The 22,294-nt window shown below is 68.6% G+C and carries 20 protein-coding genes and 1 pseudogene; 14 read left to right on the top strand and 7 right to left on the bottom strand.

Annotation, left to right across the window (positions count from 1 at the left end; translation table 11 throughout):
• Nucleotides 1–3 precede the first annotated feature (3 nt).
• Nucleotides 4–1,110, bottom strand: coding sequence for an acyl-CoA dehydrogenase family protein (locus AWC03_RS09620; RefSeq protein WP_085240267.1), 1,107 nt, complete (start codon nt 1,108–1,110; stop codon nt 4–6).
• 7 nt (nt 1,111–1,117) lie between these two features.
• Nucleotides 1,118–2,278, bottom strand: coding sequence for an acyl-CoA dehydrogenase family protein (locus AWC03_RS09625; RefSeq protein ID WP_085240268.1), 1,161 nt, complete (start codon nt 2,276–2,278; stop codon nt 1,118–1,120).
• A gap of 193 nt (nt 2,279–2,471) precedes the next feature.
• On the opposite strand from AWC03_RS09625, the gene AWC03_RS09630 reads away from it, so the two are divergent.
• From AWC03_RS09630 to holA, 3 genes are read left to right on the top strand one after another with little or no spacing between them, the layout of a single operon-like run.
• Entirely contained in the window at nt 2,472–3,317 is an 846-nt protein-coding gene (locus tag AWC03_RS09630) for a ComEA family DNA-binding protein (RefSeq protein ID WP_085240269.1), read from the top strand.
• Nucleotides 3,318–3,322: 5 nt separating this feature from the next.
• The gene (locus AWC03_RS09635) at nt 3,323–4,918 is read left to right on the top strand and encodes a ComEC/Rec2 family competence protein (RefSeq protein WP_085240270.1); all 1,596 of its coding nucleotides are present in this window, start codon (nt 3,323–3,325) and stop codon (nt 4,916–4,918) included.
• Between the two features lie 44 nt (nt 4,919–4,962).
• On the top strand, nt 4,963–5,922 hold the full coding sequence (holA, locus tag AWC03_RS09640) for a DNA polymerase III subunit delta (RefSeq protein ID WP_090421573.1): 960 nt from the start codon (nt 4,963–4,965) through the stop codon (nt 5,920–5,922).
• 13 nt (nt 5,923–5,935) lie between these two features.
• Here holA and rpsT read toward each other — a convergent pair whose 3' ends face one another.
• Nucleotides 5,936–6,196 carry a 30S ribosomal protein S20 gene (rpsT, locus tag AWC03_RS09645; RefSeq protein ID WP_067918734.1) on the bottom strand — a complete coding sequence of 87 codons (261 nt, stop codon included), beginning with the start codon at nt 6,194–6,196 and terminating at the stop codon, nt 5,936–5,938.
• Between the two features lie 147 nt (nt 6,197–6,343).
• Between rpsT and AWC03_RS09650 the strand changes: the two genes are divergently transcribed.
• The 3 genes from AWC03_RS09650 to AWC03_RS09660 are packed head-to-tail and all read left to right on the top strand — an operon-like array spanning nt 6,344 to nt 9,833.
• Nucleotides 6,344–8,017 carry a circularly permuted type 2 ATP-grasp protein gene (locus AWC03_RS09650; RefSeq protein WP_085240272.1) on the top strand — a complete coding sequence of 558 codons (1,674 nt, stop codon included), beginning with the start codon at nt 6,344–6,346 and terminating at the stop codon, nt 8,015–8,017.
• Nucleotides 8,017–8,994, top strand: a complete 978-nt coding sequence (locus AWC03_RS09655; RefSeq protein WP_085240273.1) for an alpha-E domain-containing protein — start codon at nt 8,017–8,019, stop codon at nt 8,992–8,994. The genes AWC03_RS09650 and AWC03_RS09655 overlap by 1 nt, the downstream gene beginning before the upstream one ends.
• Nucleotides 8,994–9,833, top strand: a complete 840-nt coding sequence (locus AWC03_RS09660; protein WP_085240274.1) for a transglutaminase family protein — start codon at nt 8,994–8,996, stop codon at nt 9,831–9,833. The genes AWC03_RS09655 and AWC03_RS09660 overlap by 1 nt, the downstream gene beginning before the upstream one ends.
• Nucleotides 9,834–9,874: 41 nt before the next feature.
• On the opposite strand, the gene AWC03_RS09665 is transcribed toward AWC03_RS09660, so the two are convergent.
• Nucleotides 9,875–10,714, bottom strand: a complete 840-nt coding sequence (locus AWC03_RS09665; protein WP_085240275.1) for a ribonuclease Z — start codon at nt 10,712–10,714, stop codon at nt 9,875–9,877.
• 195 nt (nt 10,715–10,909) lie between these two features.
• On the opposite strand from AWC03_RS09665, the gene AWC03_RS09670 reads away from it, so the two are divergent.
• Nucleotides 10,910–11,338 carry a CBS domain-containing protein gene (locus tag AWC03_RS09670; protein WP_085240276.1) on the top strand — a complete coding sequence of 143 codons (429 nt, stop codon included), beginning with the start codon at nt 10,910–10,912 and terminating at the stop codon, nt 11,336–11,338.
• A gap of 14 nt (nt 11,339–11,352) precedes the next feature.
• Here AWC03_RS09670 and AWC03_RS09675 read toward each other — a convergent pair whose 3' ends face one another.
• Nucleotides 11,353–11,952 (bottom strand): type II toxin-antitoxin system PemK/MazF family toxin, encoded by a 600-nt coding sequence (locus AWC03_RS09675; protein WP_085240277.1) that lies wholly within the window; start codon nt 11,950–11,952, stop codon nt 11,353–11,355.
• Here AWC03_RS09675 and lepA point away from each other — a divergent pair.
• From lepA to AWC03_RS09690, 3 genes and pseudogenes are all read left to right on the top strand, one after another.
• Nucleotides 11,934–13,943: pseudogene (lepA, locus tag AWC03_RS09680) on the top strand (translation elongation factor 4). The gene AWC03_RS09675 and the pseudogene lepA sit on opposite strands and share 19 nt — an antisense overlap.
• A gap of 5 nt (nt 13,944–13,948) precedes the next feature.
• Entirely contained in the window at nt 13,949–14,734 is a 786-nt protein-coding gene (locus AWC03_RS09685) for a sensor domain-containing protein (protein WP_085240348.1), read from the top strand.
• Between the two features lie 192 nt (nt 14,735–14,926).
• Nucleotides 14,927–15,643 (top strand): sensor domain-containing protein, encoded by a 717-nt coding sequence (locus AWC03_RS09690; protein WP_208859343.1) that lies wholly within the window; start codon nt 14,927–14,929, stop codon nt 15,641–15,643.
• A gap of 36 nt (nt 15,644–15,679) precedes the next feature.
• On the opposite strand, the gene AWC03_RS09695 is transcribed toward AWC03_RS09690, so the two are convergent.
• Complete coding sequence (locus AWC03_RS09695) at nt 15,680–17,716, bottom strand: glycoside hydrolase family 15 protein (protein ID WP_085240280.1); 2,037 nt, start codon at nt 17,714–17,716, stop codon at nt 15,680–15,682.
• A 71-nt stretch (nt 17,717–17,787) separates the two neighbouring features.
• The gene (locus AWC03_RS09700) at nt 17,788–19,023 is read right to left on the bottom strand and encodes an FAD-dependent oxidoreductase (RefSeq protein ID WP_085240281.1); all 1,236 of its coding nucleotides are present in this window, start codon (nt 19,021–19,023) and stop codon (nt 17,788–17,790) included.
• A gap of 56 nt (nt 19,024–19,079) precedes the next feature.
• On the opposite strand from AWC03_RS09700, the gene AWC03_RS09705 reads away from it, so the two are divergent.
• The 4 genes from AWC03_RS09705 (at nt 19,080) to cysW (ending at nt 22,285) form a co-directional block, all read left to right on the top strand.
• The gene (locus tag AWC03_RS09705) at nt 19,080–19,274 is read left to right on the top strand and encodes a hypothetical protein (RefSeq protein WP_085240282.1); all 195 of its coding nucleotides are present in this window, start codon (nt 19,080–19,082) and stop codon (nt 19,272–19,274) included.
• Between the two features lie 277 nt (nt 19,275–19,551).
• On the top strand, nt 19,552–20,598 hold the full coding sequence (locus AWC03_RS09710) for a sulfate ABC transporter substrate-binding protein (protein ID WP_085240283.1): 1,047 nt from the start codon (nt 19,552–19,554) through the stop codon (nt 20,596–20,598).
• On the top strand, nt 20,595–21,476 hold the full coding sequence (gene cysT / locus AWC03_RS09715) for a sulfate ABC transporter permease subunit CysT (protein WP_085240284.1): 882 nt from the start codon (nt 20,595–20,597) through the stop codon (nt 21,474–21,476). Before AWC03_RS09710 ends, cysT begins: the two co-directional genes overlap by 4 nt.
• On the top strand, nt 21,473–22,285 hold the full coding sequence (gene cysW / locus AWC03_RS09720; RefSeq protein ID WP_085240285.1) for a sulfate ABC transporter permease subunit CysW: 813 nt from the start codon (nt 21,473–21,475) through the stop codon (nt 22,283–22,285). The genes cysT and cysW overlap by 4 nt, the downstream gene beginning before the upstream one ends.
• The last annotated feature ends 9 nt before the right edge of the window (nt 22,286–22,294 follow it).

Consider the following 22,294-nt stretch of genomic DNA (forward strand, 5'->3'; position numbering starts at 1 on the left):
ACGTTAGAGACGGGCCAGGTCGTAGTCGCCGATGTGGTCGATCAGGTTGTGCAGGTGGTCGCCCGAGGTGCCCAACATGTGCTCGATCGCGGTGAGCCGGGCCGCGTAGTGGGCGACCGGGTATTCCGCCGTCACCCCGATGCCGCCGTGCAGCTGGATCGACTCCTGGGCGATGTGCCGGCCCGAGCGGCCGATCTGCAGCTTGGCCCGCGAGGCGATCACCGGATCGAGGTTGCCGTCCGCGATGGACATCGACGCGTACAAGCTCATGCTGTGCGCCAGTTCGAGCGACACGTACATGTCGGCCGCCCGCTGGGTGAGTGCCTGGAACTTGTTGAGCGTGACGCCGAACTGCTTGCGGGTCTTGAGGTAGTCGGTGGTCAGCCGCAGCGCTTCCTCCATCGCCCCGACCGCCTCGGCGCACAGCGCCGCCTGGATGCGGATGACGGCGTCGCGGATGGTCTGCGACGCGTCCGCCGCTTCGCCCAGGGGCTCGGCGGGCGTGGCGTCCAGGTCGATCTGCGCGCCGCGCTGTCCGTCGAAGGTCCGGTAGGGGTGACGCGTGACCGTGTTCGCGTCCACCAGGAACAGGCCCGTCCCGCCGTCCGGCAGGGCGGCGCTGACCACCAGCGTGTCGGCGCAGTCCCCGGCGAGCACCGGGTTCTTGCGTCCGCTCAATGCCCATGAATCGCCTTGCCGCGCGGCCTTGGTGCTCGCATCCGCGGTCGGTGTGCGGTGCCCCGGTTCCAGGTGGGCGAAGGCCAGCAGCCGTTGGCCGGCCGCGACGTCGTCGAGCTGTTCCTTCTGCGCGTCGGTGCCCAGCTCGGCGATCAGCGCGCCCGGCGCGAGCGCGGCGTGCAGGATCGGTTCCGGGGCCAGCCGGCGGCCCGCCTCGGCGAGCACGACCATGATCTCGATCTGGCCCGCCTCCTCCGGGTCGAAGCCGAGGCCCAGGATCCCGGTGTCGGCGAGCTGGCTCCATACCTCGCGGCTCCAGCCCAGGTCCGAGCCGATGACCTTGTTGCGGCTCTCCGGGTCGTAGCTGCGCGACAGCAGGTCGCGGGTCGTGTCGCGGAGCAGTGTCTGCTCGTCGGTCAACTGAAAGTCCATGGCTGCCTCACAATCCCAGAATGGTGGACGCGATGATGTTGCGCTGCACCTCGTTGCTGCCGCCATAGATCGACGTCTTGCGGTAGTTGAGGTAGTGCGGCGCACTGTGTTGCGCCCAGTCCGGAGACGCGATGTCCTCCCCGTCGGCGGGCAACGCGTCGGGACCGGCCACCTCGACCAGCAGCTCGGTGGCCACCTGCTGCAGTTGACTGCCGCGGAGTTTGAGCACCGACGATGCCGGATTGGGCTGTCCGTTCGCCGAGTCCGTGACCACCCGTGACTGCGTGAGTTCCAATGCCAGCAACTCGTTTTCGGCCTCGGCAAGCCGGGCCGCGAACAGCGGGTCCTTGAGCAGGCCGACCTCGGCGGCGTGCTTCTTCACCTCGGCCAGGCGCACCTTGGTCCGCCCGACGCCGGCGATGCCGGTCCGTTCGTTGCCCAGCAGGAATTTCGCGTACGTCCAGCCCTTGTTCTCTTCCCCCACAAGCTGATTCGCGGGTACGCGGACGTCTTCGAAAAAGATCTCGTTGACCTCGTGGCCGCCGTCGATCGTCTTGATGGGCCGCAGGGTGATCCCCGGGCTCTTCATGTCGAACAGCAGGAACGAGATGCCGGCCTGACGCTTGGGCGCCTGCGGGTCGGTGCGCACCAGGCAGAAGATCCAGTCCGCGTACTGGCCGAGCGTGGTCCAGGTCTTCTGGCCGTTGACGACGTAGCTGTCGCCGTCCCGGACCGCGGTGGTGCGCAGCGACGCCAGGTCCGAGCCGGCCTCGGGCTCGGAAAACCCCTGGCACCACCAGATGTCGAGGCTCGCGGTCGGCGGCAGGAAGCGTTGTTTGACCTCCTCCGAACCGAATTCGGCGATCACCGGACCCACCATCTTGGTGTTGAAGTTCAGCGGCTCCGGGACGCACGCCAGCTGCATTTCGTCGGCCCAGATCTGGTGTTGGGTGGCCGTCCAGTCCTTGCCGCCCCACTCGACCGGCCAGTTCGGCACCGCCAGGCCGTGCTCGTGCAGGATCTTGTGGCTGGTGACGATGTCCTCATGGTTCACTTCCGCCGAGCCCCGGCGCACCCGCTCGCGCAGCTCTTCCGGGATCTTGGTGGTGTAGATCGTGCGGAGTTCGTCGCGGAACGCGGCTTCCTCCGGTGTGAGCGCCAGTTGCACGGCGGCCTCCTGTCATCTGGGGGTGAACGTGGCCACCAGCGTCGGAGGGGCCCGGTTCTGGCGATGCGTTCTCGGTTCCATATTGACCCATGCCTCACAGCGGTTGTGCACAGCCTCGGTTTAGTCCACAGACGCCGGCCGGGCAGGTGCCGCTCGGGGCCGGGCCGGCGGTCGGCGCGCCTACGGTCGGCGCATGCGAACAGAACTTCCCGCCGAGCGCTTGCAGCGCCGACTCGGCGCCGAACCGGCCGCAGAGCCCGACGCCGCGGAGCCGACGGCGGCCGGGCCGGCGGCCGACGAGGACCAGAATTCGCTGCTGCCGCGATGGCTGCCCGCCGCGTCCCCGGAGCGCGGCTGGCTGGCCAGCCTGCGCGCCGACCCGGGGCGTGCCGGCGCGATCGGGCTGGCGATCGTGGCCGCGCTGGCCGTGCTCGTCACGGTGTTCACGCTGCTGAGGGATCGGCCGGCGCCGGTGATGTCGGCCAAACTGCCGCCGGTCGAGAAGGCGTCGACGACGAGCCCCAGATCGTCGGCCAGCCCCGGCGCCGGCCCCGAGCGGCCCGTGGTGGTCAGCGTGGTCGGCCTGGTGCACAGCCCCGGACTGGTGACCCTGGCGCCCGGGGCGCGAGTCGCGGACGCGCTGCAGGCCGCGGGCGGCGCCGTCAGCGGGGCGGACACCATCGGACTGAACATGGCGCGCCCGCTCGGCGACGGGGAGCAGCTCGTCGTCGGGCTCGCCCCCGTCCCCGGGCAGCCGGCGGCGTTGGGCAGCTCCGTGGCGTCGGGCCCCACCGCGACGTCGAAGCCGCCGCGGGCAGGGGCCGGACCGGTGAAGCCGAAGGCGGGCGAGGTGCTCGACCTCAACACCGCCAGCGTGGAGGACTTGGACGGCCTGCCGGGCGTCGGGCCGGTCACGGCCGCCGCGATCGTCGCCTGGCGACAGGCGAACGGCAAGTTCACCAGCGTCGATCAGCTGGCCGACGTCGACGGCATCGGTCCGGCGCGGCTGGAGAAGTTGCGCGCACTGGTCCGTGTCTGACGCCCGTGCACGGTTCCGCCCTCGTCGAACCGGGCGCGCCGCGCGTCGACGCCCGCCTGGTGCCGGCCGCCGTCACCTGCTGGGTGGTGACCGCCGCCGGCATCTGGTGGCCGATCGGCCGGGCGGTGGCCGCCTGCTGCGTCGTGTTGGCCGCCGCCTCCGGCGCGCTGGCGTGGCATGCCGCGCGCAGGGGGCGGGGAGCCGCCGGGCGGCTGCGAGCCGTCAGCACCGGCCTGGCCGCGGTCGGGGTCGTGGGGGCGGGGTTCGGATTCGCGGTCGCGCTGCGCGCCGAAGCGGTCGATCGCCACCCGATCACCGCGGCGTTCGGAACCGCCGCCCCGGTGACGGTCACCCCCACCGAGAGCCCGGTGGCGTTGAGCCGCGGCCGGCTCATGTTTCGCGCCACGCTGCAGCGGTTGCGCGACGCCCCGCTGTCCGGTCGCGTCGTCGTCTTCGGCCGCGCGTCGGACATGGAATCGGAAGCCGACGGACTGATGGTGGGCCGGCCGCTGCGATTCACCGCGCGGGTCGGCCGGCCCACCCGCCGCGACCTCACCGTCGCGGTGCTCAACGCGTCGGGCCGGCCGGCCCTGGGCACCGCCGGCGCCGTGCAGCGGGCCGCCCACACGGTGCGCGGCCGGTTCGCCGCCGCCGTTCGGGGCACGCTGTCGGTCGAGCAGGCGGCGATGCTGCCCGCCCTGGTGCTGGGGGACACCTCGGCGGTCACCCCCGAGACCGACCGCGACTTCCGCGCGGCGGGCATGACGCACCTGATGGCGGTGTCGGGCGCCAACGTGACGATCGTGTGTGCGGCCGTCCTGTTCTCGGCGCGGTTGATCGGCCCGCGACCGGCCGTCGTCCTCGCCGGGCTGACGCTCGTCGCGTTCGTCGTCCTCGTGCAGCCGACGGCGAGCGTGTTGCGCGCGGCCGTGATGGGCGCGATCGCGCTGGCCGGGATGCTGTTCTCGCGGCGGCGCCAAGCCATCCCCGCGGTCAGCGCCACGGTGCTGGGACTGCTGGCGATAGCCCCGCAGCTCGCCGTCGACGTGGGCTTCGCGCTGTCCGTGGCCGCGACGGCCGCGCTGGTCGTCATCGCCCCGGTCTGGTCGCGGCGCCTGGTGAGCCGGGGCTGCCCCAGGCCGCTCGCCGACGCCCTGGCGGTCGCCGCGACCGCGCACGTGGTGACCGCTCCGCTGGTGGCCGGCATCTCCGGGCGCGTCAGCCTGGTGGCGGTGGGCGCCAACCTCGCGGCAGCCCCGGTGATAGCGCCGATCACCGTGCTGGGCAGCGCGGCGGCGGTGTTGAGCGTGCCGTGGCCGACTGGCGCCCAGCTGCTGATCCGTTTCACCGGCCCCGAACTGTGGTGGGTGGTGCGGGTGGCGCACTGGTCGGCCGGCGCGCCCGCGGCGACGGTGCCCGTCCCCGCCGGGGTACCCGGAGTGCTGCTGGTCGCGGGCGCGACCACGCTGATCGTCGTCGTGGTCACCCGGCTGCGCGGGCGCCGCCGGTTCGGCGCCGCGGTCGGCCTGGCCGCACTGACGGTTGTGCTGTGCGCGCTGGCCTGGTGGTTGTCCGCGGCCCTGGATCCCCGGGCGGCATAGTCGGTCCGTCGTGACACCATCGTGGGGTGAGCGAGGATTCGCCGTTGCACCTGGTCCTGGGTGACGAGGAGTTGCTGGTCGAGCGGGCGGTGGCCGACGTGTTGCGCTCGGCGCGCCGGCGGGCCGGCCCGCAAAACGAGGCCGACGTTCCGGTCAGCCGAATGCGGGCGGGCGACGTCAGCACCTACGAGCTCGCCGAACTGCTGAGCCCGTCGCTGTTCGGCGACGAGCGCATCGTCGTGCTGGAGGCCGCCGGCGAAGCGGGCAAGGAAGCGGCCGCGGTGATCGCCTCCGCCGCCGCGGACGTGCCGTTGGGCACGATGCTGGTGGTCGTGCATTCCGGCGGCGGGCGCGCCAAGGCGCTGACCACCGAGCTGCAATCACTGGGCGCGGTCGTGCATCCGTGCGCGCGGATCACCAAGGCCAGCGAGCGGGTCGACTTCGTGCGCAAGGAGTTTCGTGCGCTGCGGGTCAAGGTCGACGAGGACACCGTGGCCGCGATGCTGGACGCGGTCGGCTCCGACGTGCGGGAGCTGGCGGCCGCCTGTTCGCAGCTGGTCGCCGACACCGGCGGGGTCGTCGATGTCGCCGCCGTCCGCCGCTACCACAGCGGCAAAGCCGAGGTGAAGGGGTTCGACATCGCCGACAAGGCGGTGGCCGGCGACGTCGCGGGCGCCGCCGAGGCGCTGCGGTGGGCGATGATGCGGGGCGAGCCGCTGGTGGTGCTGGCCGACGCGCTCGCCGAAGCGGTCCACACGATCGGCCGGGTCGGGCCGCTGTCGGGCGATCCCTATCGGCTGGCCTCCCAGCTGGGGATGCCGCCGTGGCGGGTGCAGAAGGCCCAGAAGCAGGCGCGGTATTGGTCGCGTGACAGTGTGGCGGCGGCGATGAAGGTGGTGGCGGCGCTCAACGCCAACGTCAAAGGGGCGGTGGCAGACGCCGACTACGCGTTGGAGTCGGCGGTACGGAAGGTGGCCGAGCTGGCCGCCCACCGGGGTCGGTGAGCGCGGGCCGGGCTCAGAGCTTGTTGAGCGCTCGCGCCAGGGCCGACTTCTTGTTGGCCGCCTGATTCTTGTGGATCACGCCCTTGCTGGCGGCCTTGTCCAGCTTGCGGGTGGTCGCCGCCAGCAACTCGGTGGCCTTCTCCTTGTCGCCGGCGTGAGTGGCCTCGCGGAACGCACGAACGGCGGTGCGAAGCGAAGACTTCACCGACTTGTTGCGCAGGCGAGCGCGCTCGTTGGTGCGGTTGCGCTTCTGCTGCGACTTGATGTTGGCCACGCTTCTTAGTTCCTTACTCCGATTCGACGATTGTTGGGGCGCCGGAAATCACCACAGCGACTGCCCAGGTTATCAGTCGGTTACGTTTTCTCCCAAAACGGGAACCCGTGGCCTGCCACAACGCCAATTTGAGGCAGCATCTGAAAAGTGAGTCTTCCGAGCCAGCTCGAGGAAAACAGGCGGGGGTTGCGTGCTGCGCGCGCCGAGCGCATCTTCGGCGGGTACAACTCGTCGTCGGACGTCTATTCGATGGCCTTCGACGAAATGTTCGACGCGCAGGGCGCCGTTCGGGGGCCCTACAAAGGCATCTACGCCGAGCTTGCGCCGTCGGACGCCTCGGAGCTCAAGGCGCGCGCCGATGCTCTGGGTCGCGCCTTCCTCGACCAGGGCATCACGTTCTCGCTGTCGGGCCAGGAGCGGCCTTTTCCGCTCGACCTGGTCCCGCGGGTGATCTCCGCCGCGGAGTGGAGCCGGTTGGAGCGCGGCATCATCCAGCGTGTCAAGGCGCTCGAGATGTATCTCGACGACATCTACGGCGATCAGGAGATCCTGAACGACGACATCATCCCCCGCCGGCTGATCACGTCGTGCGAGCATTTCCACCGCCAGGCGATGGGCATCGTCCCGCCCAACGGCGTCCGCATCCACGTCGCCGGCATCGACCTGATCCGTGACGAGAAGGGCAATTTTCGCGTCCTCGAGGACAACCTGCGCTCGCCGTCAGGTGTGTCGTACGTCATGGAGAACCGGCGGACCATGGCGCGGGTCTTCCCGAACCTGTTCGCCACGCACCGGGTGCGTGCGGTCGACGACTACGCGTCGCACCTGCTGCGTGCCCTGCGCAATTCCGCGGCCACCAACGAGGCCGACCCGACGGTGGTGGTGCTGACCCCCGGGGTGTACAACTCCGCGTACTTCGAGCACTCGCTGCTCGCCCGCCAGATGGGCGTCGAGCTGGTCGAAGGCCGCGACCTGTTCTGCCGGGACAACCAGGTCTACATGCGCACCACGGACGGCGAGGTGCAGGTCGACGTCATCTACCGGCGTATCGATGACGCCTTTTTGGACCCGCTGCAGTTCCGCGCCGACTCGGTGCTGGGGGTGGCCGGCCTGGTCAACGCCGCACGGGCCGGGAATGTGGTCATCTCCAGCGCGATCGGCAACGGTGTGGGCGACGACAAGCTCGTCTACACCTATGTGCCGACGATGATCGAGTACTACCTGGGGGAGAAGCCGCTGCTGGCCAACGTCGAGACGTATCGGTGCTGGCTCGACGACGAACGCGAAGAGGTGCTGGACCGGATCGACGAATTGGTGCTCAAGCCGGTCGAGGGGTCCGGCGGCTACGGCATCGTGTTCGGGCCCGAAGCATCCGACAAAGAGTTGGCCACCATGGCCAAGAAGATCCACGAGGATCCGCGCAGCTGGATCGCCCAGCCGATGATGGAGCTCTCGACCGTGCCGACGCAGATCGGGAACACCCTGGCGCCGCGGTACGTCGACCTGCGGCCGTTCGCGGTGAACGACGGCGAGGAGGTGTGGGTGCTGCCCGGCGGGCTGACCCGGGTGGCCCTGGTGGAGGGCTCGCGGGTGGTCAACTCCAGTCAGGGCGGTGGCTCGAAGGACACCTGGGTGCTGGCATCGCGCGGGTCGGACAGCGACCGGGAGCTCGGCGCGGCCGAAGTTTTGCGCTCGCTGCCGGAATCCATTCCCGACCCGGCGCTCGACGGTGGGCAACGGTTGTCGCAAACCCAATCGCAGCCCACCGAGTCGCCCCAGGAACAGCAGCTGCAGCAGCAACAACGCCGGGGGAAGCGCTGATGCTGGCCCGTAACGCCGAGGCGTTGTTCTGGATCGGGCGCTATGTCGAGCGCGCCGACGACACGGCGCGCATTCTCGACGTGGTCCTGCACCAGTTGCTCGAGGATTCCAGCGTCGACCCCGACCAGGCGTCCCGCCTGCTGCTGCGGGTGCTCGGCATCGATCCCCCCACCCACGACCTCGACGTGTGGTCGTTGACCGACCTGGTGGCCTTCAGCACCAACGCTTCCGGGGGTTCGTCGATCGTCGACGCCGTCACGGCGGCGCGGGAAAACGCCAAGTCGGCCCGGGAGGTGACGTCCAGCGAGATCTGGGAGTGCCTGAACACCACCTACCACGCCCTGCCCGAACGCGAGCGGGCCGCCAAACGCCTTGGGCCGCACGAGTTCCTGTCGTACATCGAGGGCCGGGCGGCCATGTTCGCCGGGCTGGCCGACTCGACGCTGTCCCGCGACGACGGGTATCGCTTCATGGTGCTGGGCCGCGCGATCGAGCGGGTCGACATGACGGTGCGGTTGTTGCTGTCCCGGGTGGGCGACAGCGCGTCGTCACCGGCATGGGTGACGCTGTTGCGCTCCGCGGGCGCGCACGACACCTATCTGCGCACCTACCGCGGCGTACTGGATGCCGGCCGGGTCGTCGAGTTCATGATGCTGGACCGGCTTTTCCCGCGTTCGGTGTTCTATTCGCTGCGGCTGGCCGAACACAACCTCGACGAACTGCTGCACAACCGGCAGAGCCGGGTCGGCGCCACCGGGGAGGCGCAGCGGTTGCTCGGGCAGGCCCGCAGCGAACTGGAGTTCGTGCAGCCCGGGGTGCTGCTGGAGTCCTTGGAGTTCCGCCTGGCCGGGCTGCAGCGAACATGTCGCGAGGTGGGAGAAGCGTTGTCGGTCCAGTACTTTCACGTCACGCCATGGGTGGCGTGGTCGGACGCCGGTGATCGGGCCCGGCTGGTCGGCCGGCCGGGGGACAACTGATGTGGCGGCTGCGGGTGGTGCACACCACCGGTTACGCCTACCAGTCGCCGGTCACCGCCTCCTACAACGAAGCGCGGCTGACCCCGCGGTCGAACTCCAGGCAGAATGTCATCCTCAATCGCGTCGAAACCATCCCCGCGACCCGCTCATACCGCTACGTCGACTATTGGGGCACGGCCGTAACGGCTTTCGATCTGCACGCGCCGCACTCCGACCTCACGGTGACGTCGTCCTCGGTGGTCGAAACCGAGGGACCCGAATCGCCGGTGACCGACGTCGACTGGAGCGACCTGCGTTCGGAGGCGGTGATCGATCGGTTCGACGAATTGCTCCGCCCCACCGCGCACACCCCGGCGAGCAAGAAGGTCGGGTCCGTGGCGAAGAAGATCGCCAAGTCCCACCGGCCCGTCGAGGCCGTGGCCGCCGTGGCCCACTGGGTGCGCGGCGAGCTGGACTATCTCCCGGGAACCACCAGCGTGCGCTCGTCGGGGCTGGACGCGCTGAACGAGGGCAAGGGCGTCTGCCAGGACTTCGTGCACCTGTCGCTGATGGTGTTGCGGGCCATGGGGATTCCCGCGCGCTATGTGTCGGGTTACCTGCATCCCAAGCGCAACGCGGTCATCGGTGACACCGTGGACGGGCGCAGCCACGCCTGGATCCAGGCGTGGACGGGCGGCTGGTGGAGCTATGACGCGACCAACGAAACCGAGATCTCCGAGCAATACGTCAGCGTGGGAGCCGGTCGCGACTACACCGACGTGCCTCCGCTCAAAGGCATCTACTCCGGTCAGGGGGCGACCGATCTCGACGTCGTCGTGGAGGTCACCCGGCTGGCGTAGTTTTAGACCTAGCCATCGCGCGTCGACGTCCCGGATGATCCTCAGGGGCCGTCGATTTCGACGCGATGCAGATCGTCGCCCAGCTCGATCCGCCCGCTGAACTCCGAAGCGGCCAGCGCCCGCCACTGTTCTTCTTGGCCCGGCACCAGCGCCGGCACGTAGTGGGTCATCACGAGGGTGCCGACCCCCGCGCGGGCCGCCGTGGCCGCCGCTTCCTCAACCGACGAGTGGTAGTCGCAGATGTCCTGCAGCCGCTGTTGCGGGATGTTGCCGACGATGTCCTTGCGGATCACGGTGTGCACCAGCGCGCCGGCGCCCGCCGCCAGCTGGTCGAGACCGGCGCACGGCACGGTGTCCCCGGCCAGCACCACCGAAGCCGTCCCGTAGTCGACCCGGAACCCGACGGTCGGCGCCACCGGCCGGTGATCGGTGGGGGCCACCCGGATCGACACCCCGTCGCGGTCCCACACCGTTCCCTCGGTGCATTCGTGGACCTCGACCGCCGGTGGGGCGTTCAGGTCGGCGTGGTGGGCGATCCGGTACTCGATGTCGTGGCGGAACGCGTGCAGCGTCGCCTCCACCGTCTCCGCGGTCCCGGGCGGTCCGATGATCGGCAGCGGTGCGGGGTCGGGTGTGAAGGTGCTGATCCACCGGGTGATGAGCAGGTCGCCCAGGTCCCCGATGTGGTCGCTGTGAAAATGGGTGATCAGCAGCGCCGACAACCCGGCGGCGCCCACTCCCACCGCCGCCGCGCGCTGCAGCACGCCACGCCCGCAGTCCACCAGGAACACCTGACCGCCGGCGCGCACCAGCGTCGATGGCCCGGCCCGGTTGGGGTCGGGGATGGGGCTTCCGGTCCCCAGCAGCGTGATCTCGATCATGGCCCCTATCTTGCAAGGCCCGGCCCCCGGCGGTGGCCCGATCGGCCGATCCCGGTCGGCGTGTCGCCGCTTGGTTTCGAACGAGGACGTCAGGGTATGGACACGGATCGGCTACCGGTTCTCGTCGCGGCTTTTGCGCCGCGCAAGTTCGCCGTAGCCTGATGTGAAGCGGATCACGATCGGCTGGAGGCCTTGATGCGGATTGCAGACGTCTTGCGGAACAAGGGCGCGGCGGTGGTCACCATCAACCCCGATGCGACGGTCAAAGAGCTGCTCGCCGGTCTCGCCGAGCAGAACATCGGGGCCATGGTGGTGGTCGGCGACGAGGGCGTCGTCGGCATCGTCTCCGAGCGCGACGTGGTGCGCCAGCTGCACACCCACGGCGCCAGCGTGCTGTCGCGGCCGGTCTCCAAGATCATGACCGCCACGGTCGCCACCTGCACGAAAGCCGACACGGTCGACTCCCTGAGCGTGCTGATGACCAAGAACCGGGTGCGCCATGTGCCGGTGCTCGACGGCAAGAAGCTGATCGGCATCGTCAGCATCGGCGACGTCGTGAAGACCCGCATGGAAGAACTCGAGGCCGAGCAGCAGCAGCTGCATTCCTACATCACCCAGGGCTGACGCCGGGCGCGCGCTCAGCTCCAGGAGTAATCCGCCCGCAACCGCTCGGCCACCAGGTCGAAGAGCTCACGGTCCAGGATCGCGCCCTCGCGGCGGATGCTCTCCTCGGGCACGTCGAGCACGCGGTCCAACCGGACCCAGCTCTGTCTGCCCTCGTAATCCCACGCGCCGGAACCGATCCCGATCCAGTCGCGGTCTTCGGCGTGGCGCTCCTGGCTGGACACCATCAGTCCGAGCAGGACGCGGCGGTCGCGACCGACCACCAGCACGGGGCGGTCCTTGCCGCGGGTGGGGTCGTCCTCGTAAACCACCCAGGTCCACACGATCTCGCCCGGATCGGCCCGGCCGTCGAGGTCGGGGGCGTAAACGAGCTTGCGCGCGCGCTGCGCGGTGGGGAAGCTCGTGCTGGTCACCGGGCGGCCCGCGGCGATCGTGGGCTGTTGCGGCGCGGCGGCCGCGATGACGTTCGCGGTGATCTTGACGGCCTGCTGCAGTTCCCGCAGCACGGACTGGGAGTTCTGCACGTGCCGGGCCAACCGCGGGGCCCGGTCGAACACCAGGTTTTCCGCTAACCGCTGGAACGTCTTCCACTGGGATTTGCGGGCAGACGCCATATTCGCAGCATAGACGCGCGGCGCGCGCCGCGATTGTGTCCAAGTAGGTCTCGGCGGCCGGCCCTGGATACCCTGGACCTACCCATGAGCCGCTGTTCGAGCGGCCGCACGCGTGTCCAGACCAGGAGATTCCCATCAGCAGTTTCGCCGACAAGACCTTCACCGCGCCGGCGCAGATTCGGAACTTCTGCATCATCGCCCACATCGATCACGGCAAGTCCACGCTGGCGGACCGGATGCTTCAGCTCACCGGCGTCGTCGATGAGCGGTCGATGCGCGCCCAATACCTGGACCGGATGGACATCGAGCGGGAGCGCGGGATCACCATCAAGGCGCAGAACGTGCGGCTGCCGTGGAAAGTATCCGGCGGCGAGCACGCCGGAGAAGAATTCGTCCTGCACCTGATCGACACCCCGGGCCACGTCGACTTCACCTACGAGGTGTCCCGTGCGCTGGAGGCTTGTGAGGGCGCGGTGCTGCTGGTCGACGCCGCCCAGGGCATCGAGGCGCAGACGCTGGCCAACCTGTACCTGGCGCTGGACCGCGACCTGCACATCATCCCGGTGCTCAACAAGATCGACCTGCCCGCGGCCGACCCCGAGCGCTACGCCGCCGAACTAGCCCACATCGTCGGCTGCGAACCCGGCGACGTGCTGCGGGTATCCGGTAAAACCGGGGAGGGCGTCGCCGACCTGCTCGACCATGTGGTGCGCGAGGTGCCCCCGCCGCAGGGCGACGCCGACGCGCCCACCCGCGCGATGATCTTCGACTCCGTCTACGACATCTACCGCGGCGTGGTGACCTACGTCCGGGTGATGGACGGCAAGATCGTCCCGCGTGAGCGGATCAAGATGATGTCCACCGGCGCCACCCACGAGCTGCTCGAGGTGGGCATCGTCTCGCCCGAACCGAAGCCCAGCGAGGGGCTGGGAGTGGGTGAGGTGGGTTACCTGATCACCGGCGTGAAGGACGTCCGCCAGTCCAAGGTCGGCGACACGGTGACGACGGCCCGGCACGGCGCCACCGAGGCGCTGACGGGTTATCGCGAACCCAAGCCGATGGTCTACTCGGGCCTGTATCCCGTGGACGGCTCCGACTACCCGGACCTGCGCGATGCCCTGGACAAGCTGCAGCTCAACGACGCGGCCCTGACCTACGAGCCGGAAACGTCGGTGGCGCTGGGCTTCGGGTTCCGGTGCGGCTTCCTGGGCCTGCTGCACATGGAGATCACCCGCGAACGCCTGGAACGCGAGTTCGATCTGGACTTGATCTCGACGTCACCCAATGTCGTCTACCGCGTCATCAAGGAAGACGACACAGAGATCATCGTGACCAACCCGTCCGACTGGCCCGAGGGCAAGGTCCGCACGGTTTACGAGCCCGTCGTCAAGACCACCATCATCGCGCCCAGCGAGTTCATCGGCACCATCATGGAGCTCTGCCAGTCGCGCCGTGGCGAGCTGGGTGGCATGGACTACCTGTCACCCGAGCGGGTCGAACTGCGCTACACCATGCCGCTCGGCGAGATCATCTTCGACTTCTTCGATTCGTTGAAGTCGCGGACCCGCGGCTACGCCAGCCTCGACTACGAGGAGGCCGGCGAGCAGGAGGCCCAACTGGTCAAGGTCGACATCCTGCTCCAGGGCGAGGCCGTCGACGCGTTCAGCGCGATCGTCCACAAAGACGGGGCATCGGCGTACGGCAACAAGATGACCACCAAGCTCAAAGAGCTGATCCCGCGCCAGCAGTTCGAGGTGCCGGTGCAGGCCGCCATCGGATCGAAAATCATTGCCCGCGAGAACATTCGGGCGATCCGCAAGGACGTGCTGTCCAAGTGCTACGGCGGGGACATCACCCGCAAGCGCAAACTGCTGGAAAAGCAGAAGGAGGGCAAGAAGCGGATGAAGACCATCGGGCGGGTCGACGTGCCGCAGGAGGCCTTCGTCGCGGCGCTGTCCACCGACGCCGCGAGTGACAAGGGCAAGAAGTAGCCGTGATGCCGACGCGGGCCGGTGCTGTGGTCGGTATCGGCCTGCTGGCCGCCGCTTTGGCCACCGGCTGCACCGTCGCCGGGACCGCGCGGCCCGCGCCGGGTTTGAAGCCCCACCCGGTCACCGGGCAGGCGGTCAAGAAGGTGCTCCTCGACGACGCTGAGCTGTCGAAGCTGCTCGGCCAGTCCTTCGGAGCCAAGGCCGAACTTCCGGCGCGGTTCGGCGGCCCCGAGGTGTTGCCTCCGGCCTTCGGCGCGGTCTCGCCGGCCAACTGCGTCGGCGTCACGTCGATGATGGTGAAGAACGCCTACCGATCCGCCGACGTCAAAAATGCGGCGCGGGCGACGTGGTGGAACGTGCGCGGGCCGGCGAAAGTGATCAGCGTGGCCGAGGGCGTGGTCGCCCTTTCCGGACCCGGAGGGGCCGCCGCGCTGTTCCAGCAATTCACCCAGCAATGGCGCGACTGCGACGGCACGACCGTGACCATCGGGCGTCCCAGCATCATCACCGACCGTCCTGCGATCGTCTTCTCCGACGCCATCTCCGACGTGCGCGTCACGGATTCGGTTGTGGCTGCGACCCTTTCGATCGACACCCAGCTGCCCGGCCTACCGTCCAGCGGACCGCGCCCCGAAGCGCGCGCGCTCGGCGTGCGGGGGAACTGCCTCGTCGAAGTCGATGTCGCGTTCTTCGGCGCGACAAATCCGGGGGACGAGGGGACCGGCGATGTGCACCGCAGCGCCGTCGACATCGCGCACGCGATGATGGACGAAGTCAGCGCGCTGAGCTGAAGCGACCCCGGGTCGGACACAAGCTGGGGTTTCGCTGCGGTTGGCCTGTGCTTGACCTGTGCTTTCGGTGCGGCTTTCGGCCGTTCCTGCACCGGCGAACGTAATATCCTGGGAAACAAGTTGAGCCAAGCGAGAAGTGTCCGTGGACAGATGAGAAGCCGTTGGTTACTCGTAGCTTTACTCGGGGTTGCGATGTTGGTCGCCGGCTGCTCGGCGACGGTCGGAGGCGTAGCGCAGCGCGCACCGGCCTCGACGCCGCGATCCGTCGGCGGCCAGACCATCCAGCGGGTGCTGCTCGGCAGGAGTGCGCTGTCGCGAATTGTCAAACAGCCGCTGACCCTTGATCCGGAGTCTCCGCCGCTCGTCGGCGGTCCCGAGAGTCTGCGCGGCAACGGATCGGCTTGGCCCGGCAATTGCATGGGCGTCGCCGTCTTGCTGCAGGACGGTGCTTACCGGTCCAGCGACGTCAAAGGTGTCGCGCTTGAGACGTGGCGGCCCGCAGCCAAGTCCGCGCCGGTCACCAGGGTACAAGAGGGTGTGGTCAGCCTGGCCAAGGCTGCCGACGCCAACGCCCTCTTCGAGAAACTCTCGCAAGAGTGGCGATCGTGCGACGGCAAGGTGTTGAACCCTTCGGGCGGGTCGTTCGGGCTCGAGGTGAAAATCAGCGACGTACAGGTCGCCAGTTCGGTTTCGGCGGCTACCGTTTCGATGGGGTTCAACCTCGCCAGTCCGCTCGCCGAGTCCATACCGGCGGGGCGGGCCCTTGGTGTCCGGGACAATTGCCTCATCGAAGTCGAGGTTGACTACATCAACACCTTCGGCCCGCTCTCTCAAGGGCCGGGCGATGTCAACAGCAGCGCGCTGGATATCGCGCAAGTCATGCGGGACAAGGTGACGGCGCTGAGCTGAGGCGCGCGGGTCGAGCGCAGTTGGGACCGGGACGCCCTACATCGGCGCGTTGGCGGGCTGGAACATCCCGGACCCGTCGGCCTCCTCCTCGGCGCGGATCACGTGCACCACGGCGTTGATCAGCGCCAGGTGGGTGAACGCCTGCGGGAAGTTACCCAGGTGCCGGCCGGTCCGTGGTTCGATCTCCTCGGCGTAGAGGTGCAACGGGCTGGCGTAGGCCAGCAGCCGCTCGCACAAGCGCTTGGCGCGCGCCACCTCGCCGATCTCCACCAGCGCCGACACCAGCCAGAACGAGCAGATCGTGAACGTGCCCTCCTCGCCGGACAGCCCGTCGTCGGTCTGTTCGACTCGGTAGCGCAGCACCAGGCCTTCCTGGGTGAGCTCGTCGGCGATGGCCAGCACCGTGTTGCGCACCCGGGGGTCGTCGGGCGGCAGGAAGCGGGTCAGCACCACGAGCAGCAGCGAGGCGTCCAGCGCGTCGCTGCCATAGCGCTGGGTGAACACCCCGCGGGAGTCCACCCCGTGTTGCAAGATGTCGGCCTTGATCTCCTCGGCGATGTCCCGCCACTGCTGGGCGTAGCTCTTCTCGCCCTGGCGCTCGGCCAGCTTCGCCCCGCGGTCGAGCGCGACCCAGCACATCACCTTCGACGAGGTGAAGTGCTGGGGCTCGCCGCGGACCTCCCAGATGCCCCGGTCGGGTTCCCGCCAGTGCTTGATGGCCTCTTCCACCTGCTTCTTCAGCACCGGCCACAGGCTCTCCGGGATCTGTTCGCGGGATTTGCAGTGCAGGTAGAACGAGTCGAGGATGGAGCCCCAGATGTCGTGCTGGACCTGGTCGTAGGCCCCGTTGCCGATGCGCACCGGCCGGGCATGGTCATAACCCGACAGGTGGTGCAGCTCCTCTTCGACCAGGCTGCGTTCGCCGCCCACGCCGTACATCACCTGCAACGGGTGGCGCTCGTTGCTGTTGGCGCCGGAGACGTCGGCGATGAACGCGAAGAAGTCGTCGGCCTCGCGGTCCAGTCCCAGCGTGTAGAGCCCCCACAATGCAAACGTCGAGTCACGCACCCACGCGTAGCGATAGTCCCAATTGCGTTCCCCCTGCGGGGTTTCCGGCAGCGACGTGGTGGCGGCCGCCAGCAGCGCGCCCGTGGGCGAGTACGTCAGCCCCTTCAACGTGAGGGCGCTGCGCTGCAGGTAGGCCCGCCACGGGTGGTCGGGGAAGTTGCCGATGTTGATCCACTGGCGCCAGCACTCGGTGGTCTGCCACATTCGTTCGGCGGCTTCCTCGTAGGTCTGCGGCGCCGGGTGCTTGGTCCAGCTCAGGGCGACGAACACGTCGTCGCCCTCCTTCATCCGCGTGCGTGCCCGCGCTTCGCGGCCCTCCAGCCCGATCCGCAGGTTCGTGGTGAGCCGCAGGGTCGGATGGGCGTCGGGCTGTTTGGCGGCCCGCGCGATGGCCTCGCCGTACGCGTTGGCCGAGTATTCCCACGTGGCACCCACGCGGTGGTAGTCGAACGCGGGCTCGCAGCTCATCATCAGCTCGACGGTCCCGCTGACGCAGCGCACCGTGCGCAGCAGAATGTGCTCGGCATCCCAGTCCATCGGGGTGCGGCGGTGGGTCCGCGACCGGCGCTCGATGTCGTGCCACGGCCCCATCACCAGCGCGTCGCGCACGATCAACCATCCGGTGTGGGTTTGCCACGTGGTCTCCATGATCAGGCTGCCGGGCAGGTACCGGCGGGCCGAGGGCACCGAGACGCCGTAGGGCCCGAGCCGGAAGTGGCCGGCGCTGCGGTCCAGGATGGCGCCGAACACGCTGGGGGAGTCCGGCCGCGGCACGCACAGCCATTCGACGGATCCCGCGGGGGAGATCAAGCAGGTCGTCTCCCAGTCCGACAGGAAGGCGTAGTCGGCGATCGGCGGAAACGGGTTCCGCAGTGCCCCGCTGGCGGCCAGCGGCGCCGGTGCGCTGAAGTCGATGGGCGAAGGCAAGACCGCCGGTGCCGCCTGGAACGCCTCCTCGGGCATGGCGTCGGCGGGCTGGTCATCAGGCTGGGCGTGCAGGACCATCCCGACATCATCATCTGTTGAGCGGCCCGGCGTCCATTTTTTGGGCCAGGTGTCGCGCGCCGGTACCCGGTTCAGTTCCGGCGTTCGGCGTACCCGGGGGCGTGCTCGGGCAGCGGCCCGATGGCGATCAGGTACGCGGCCAGCCGCCGCAACGCCACCGACCGACTCACCAGGCGCACGGCGCGCGGCGCGCCCTGAGCGCTTCCGGACACCGCTCCCGCGATCACTTTCGCGTGGACAAAGCGTTGCGCGGCCTGCAGCAACGCTGTCGGGGGCCACCGCCTCAGCTGCACCCGGGCCAACTGGCGGGTCGACACCCGGCCCGCGCGGAGCGGGCCGGCGAGGATGCGGGCGGCGGCCACCGCGTCGGCCACCGCCAGGTTGATGCCGATGCCGCCCACCGGCGACATCGCGTGTGCCGCGTCGCCGATGAACAGCGCGCCGTCGGCGTACCACCGGGCCAGCCGGTTGAGCTGCACATCAAGCAATTTCACGTCGTCGAACGATGCCAGCGCGTCGACGCGGTCACCGAGCCAGGGCACCATGCTGATCAGCGCCTTGTGCAGCGCCTCGATGCCCTCGGCCCGCATCCGGGCGTCGGTTCCCTTCGGGATGATGTAGGCGATCTGGTAATAGTCGCCGCGGTCGATCACGATCACCGCGTGGCCGGAGCGCAGGATGCCGGAAAGCCCGCGCGGGTCGCCGGACACCCGCGGTAGCCGGAACCACCACACGTCCATGGGGACGCCGTAACTTCGCGGGGTCAGGCCGACGGCCGAACGCACCGTCGAATACCGGCCGTCGCAGGCCACCGTCAATTGCGCGCGCATCTGCTTGGTTTCGCCCGACTGGTCGCGGTACGTGACGCCCGCCACGCGGCCACCCTCGCGGATCACGCCGACCACCTCGGTGCTCCGCATCAACCGGAAGCTCGGTTCGGCCTCGGCCGCGGTGGCCACCATCTCGAGGAAGTCCCATTGCGGTACCAGGGCGATGTGCCGGTGCGGCCCGGGCAGGCGGGTCAGGTCGAGATCTACCGGCGAGGTCTGTATCTCCATGCGGATGTTCTCGACCAGCCGGTGCGGAACCTTCGCGAACGCCGGCCCCAAACCGAGTTCGTCGAGCAGTCGCAGGGTGCTCGCGTGCACGGTGTCACCTCGGAAATCACGCAGGAAGTCGGCGTGTTTCTCCATCACCGTGACCCTTACGCCGGCGCGGGCCAACAGCAGACCGAGGATCATTCCCGCCGGTCCTCCTCCGGCGATCAGGCACGTCGTTTCCGCGGATTCGGTGGCTCCGGCTGGCATGCGCCGATCTTGACACACATTGGTTTCCCCGGGGAGGTGCGAATAGTCTGAGTCGGATGAACGCGTTCCTAAATTGGTGGGACGGCAACGAGCTGTGGCTTTCCGGGCTCGCCTTCGTGCTGCAGGCCATGGTGGTGATGCCCGTGGTCCTGGCAGTGGCCTACCTTGGGGCCGCCGTGTCGGACGGCCTGCTCGGTAAGGGCATCGAGCTGATGCGCCGCGCCCGGCACGCCGATGGGGCGGCCGGGTAATTCGTATGCCGCGCTCACACGTGACGCTGGTTCTCGTCGCGCTCGTGGTGCTGGTGGTCGTCGCCTGGCTACTGACGCACTGAGCCGCCGGTCCTGTTAGGCTTCGCGACATGCACGTGGCATCCGGTGTCCTGGAATGCTCTGCCGTCGTGCGCTGTTGTCGCTGACTCCCGATCCCGTGCGGTCTGGTATGGAGTCGTGAATTCTCCACACGCGTTATGCGCCTTTCCGCGTCAACGGGACCCGTAACCACAAGTCCTGCACGGAAAGGCCGCTCATGCTCAACGACGTCGGAAGTGCGCCGCGCCCACGGCCCGTCCGGTACGTCGGGGCGCTGGCGCTGATCGCCGGTGTGGTCGCGGCCTGTAGCGGCGGCCCCAGCGATGTCGTCGGCGGGGGCGGGCCCACCAACGCACGCACGAGCATCACCCTGGTCGCCTATTCGGTCCCAGAACCCGGGTGGAGCAAGGTGATCCCGGCGTTCAATGCCGCCGAAGAGGGCAAGGGCGTGCAGGTGATCGCCTCCTACGGCGCCTCCGGTGACCAATCACGCGGCGTCCTCGACGGCAAGCCCGCCGACGTCGTGAACTTCTCCGTCGAACCGGACATCACCCGGCTGGTCAAAGCCGGGAAGATTTCCAAAGACTGGAATACCGACGCCACCAAGGGAATTCCGTTCGGGTCGGTGGTGACGTTGTTGGTGCGCAAGGGTAATCCGAAGAACATCAAGGATTGGGATGACCTGCTGCGGCCGGGGGTGGAGGTCATCACCCCCAGTCCGCTGAGTTCGGGTGCGGCCAAGTGGAATCTGCTGGCACCGTACGCGGTCAAGAGTGAAGGCGGCAGCAACCCCCAGGCCGGCGTCGACTTCATCAGCAAGCTGGTGCGCGAACACATCAAGCTGCGTCCCGGTTCGGGACGGGAGGCGACCGATGTTTTCGTCCAGGGCAGCGGGGACGTGTTGATCAGTTACGAGAACGAGGCGATCGCCACGGAGCGCGCGGGCAAGCCGGTCGAGCACATCAATCCCCCGCAGACGTTCAAGATCGAGAATCCGGTCGCGGTGGTGAGCACCAGCCCGCACCTGGATGCCGCGGTCGCCTTCAAGAACTTCCAGTACACCGCCGCGGCGCAGAAGGTGTGGGCGCAGGCCGGCTTTCGGCCGGTCGACCCGGCCGTCGCGGCCGAGTTCCGCGGCCAGTTTCCGGCGCCGGTGAAGCTGTGGACCATCGCCGACCTCGGTGGTTGGGAGACGACGGACCCGCAGTTGTTCGACAAGACCACCGGTAGCGTCACCAAGATCTACATGCAGGCCACGGGATGACGGCCGCGCTCAGGCCTGGTTCCCAGATCATCGGACCCGACCCGGGCGGCGACGGGGACCGCCCGGCGGGTTGCGGGCGGGCTTCCCGGGGCAGCGTCACGTCCCTGCGGGTGGGGGTGGCGGCGGTGTGGCTTTCGGTGATCGTGCTGCTGCCGCTGGCCGCCATCGCCTGGCAGGCCGCCGGCGGTGGCTGGCGCATTTTCTGGTCGGCGGTCACATCGAATGCCGCGCTGGAGTCGTTCCGGGTGACGCTGACGATCTCCGCCGGCGTCGCGTTGGTGAACCTGATCTTCGGGCTGATCATCGCCTGGGTGCTGGTGCGGGACGACTTCGTCGGCAAACGGCTCGTCGATGCCATCATCGACCTGCCGTTCGCGCTGCCCACCATCGTCGCCAGCTTGGTGATGCTGGCCCTCTACGGCACCAACAGCCCGGTGCATCTGCAGCTGCAGCACACGGCCTGGGGCGTGGCGGTGGCGCTGGCCTTCGTCACCCTGCCCTTCGTGGTGCGCGCGGTGCAGCCGGTCCTACTGGAGATCGATCGAGAGACCGAGGAGGCGGCGGCGTCGTTGGGTGCCACCGCGCCGAAGATCTTCACCTCGGTCGTGCTGCCGTCGTTGACGCCCGCGCTGTTGTCCGGTGCGGGCCTGGCGTTCTCGCGCGCAATCGGCGAGTTCGGGTCGGTGGTGTTGATCGGTGGCGCGGTGCCCGGCAAGACCGAAGTGTCCTCGCAATGGATACGGACCCTCATCGAGAACGACGACCGCACCGGCGCCGCCGCGATATCCATCGTGCTGCTGTCGATTTCGTTCGTCGTGCTCTTCCTGCTGCGGATCGCAGGTGGGCGCGCGGCCAAGCGCGAGGAGCTGGCCGCGTGACCTTGTCGCCCAGGATCCGGTACCTGATCCGAATCATCGGGCTCGCATACATTTTCGTTCTGCTGGTGGTGCCGGTCGCCCTGATCCTGTGGCGCACCTTTCAACCCGGGATCGGCCAATTCGTCGACTGGGTGAGCACACCCGCGGCGATATCGGCGTTGAACTTGACGTTGCTGGTCATCGCCATCGTGGTGCCACTGAACGTGGTCTTCGGCATTCCCACCGCTTTGGTGCTGGCCCGCAACAGGTTTCGTGGTAAGGGTGTCCTGCAGGCGGCGATCGACCTGCCTTTCGCGGTGTCACCGGTCATCGTGGGTGTCGCCCTGATCCTGTTGTGGGGGTCTGCGGGGGCGTTCGGCTTCGTCGAGAGAGATCTCGGGTTCAAGATCATCTTCGGGCTGCCCGGAATCGTGCTTGCGAGCGTCTTCGTGACCCTGCCGTTCGTGGTGCGTGAGGTGGAACCGGTTCTGCACGAGCTGGGGACCGACCAGGAGGAGGCGGCCTCGACCTTGGGATCGGGCTGGTGGCAGACCTTTTGGCGGATCACCCTGCCATCCATCCGATGGGGTTTGACCTACGGAATCGTGTTGACCGTCGCGCGGACCCTCGGCGAATACGGGGCAGTCATCATCGTGTCGTCGAACCTGCCGGGTAAGTCGCAGACCCTGACGTTGCTGGTCTCGGATCGCTATAACCGCGGCGCCGAGTACGGGGCGTACGCGCTGTCGACGTTGCTGATGGGCGTCGCGGTGGTGGTCCTGATCGTCCAAGTGATCTTGGATGTCCGCCGGGCACGGGCGGTCAGATAGGCCTGACAT

Source organism: Mycobacterium europaeum, from assembly GCF_002102155.1.
GTDB classification, from domain to species: Bacteria; Actinomycetota; Actinomycetes; order Mycobacteriales; family Mycobacteriaceae; genus Mycobacterium; species Mycobacterium europaeum.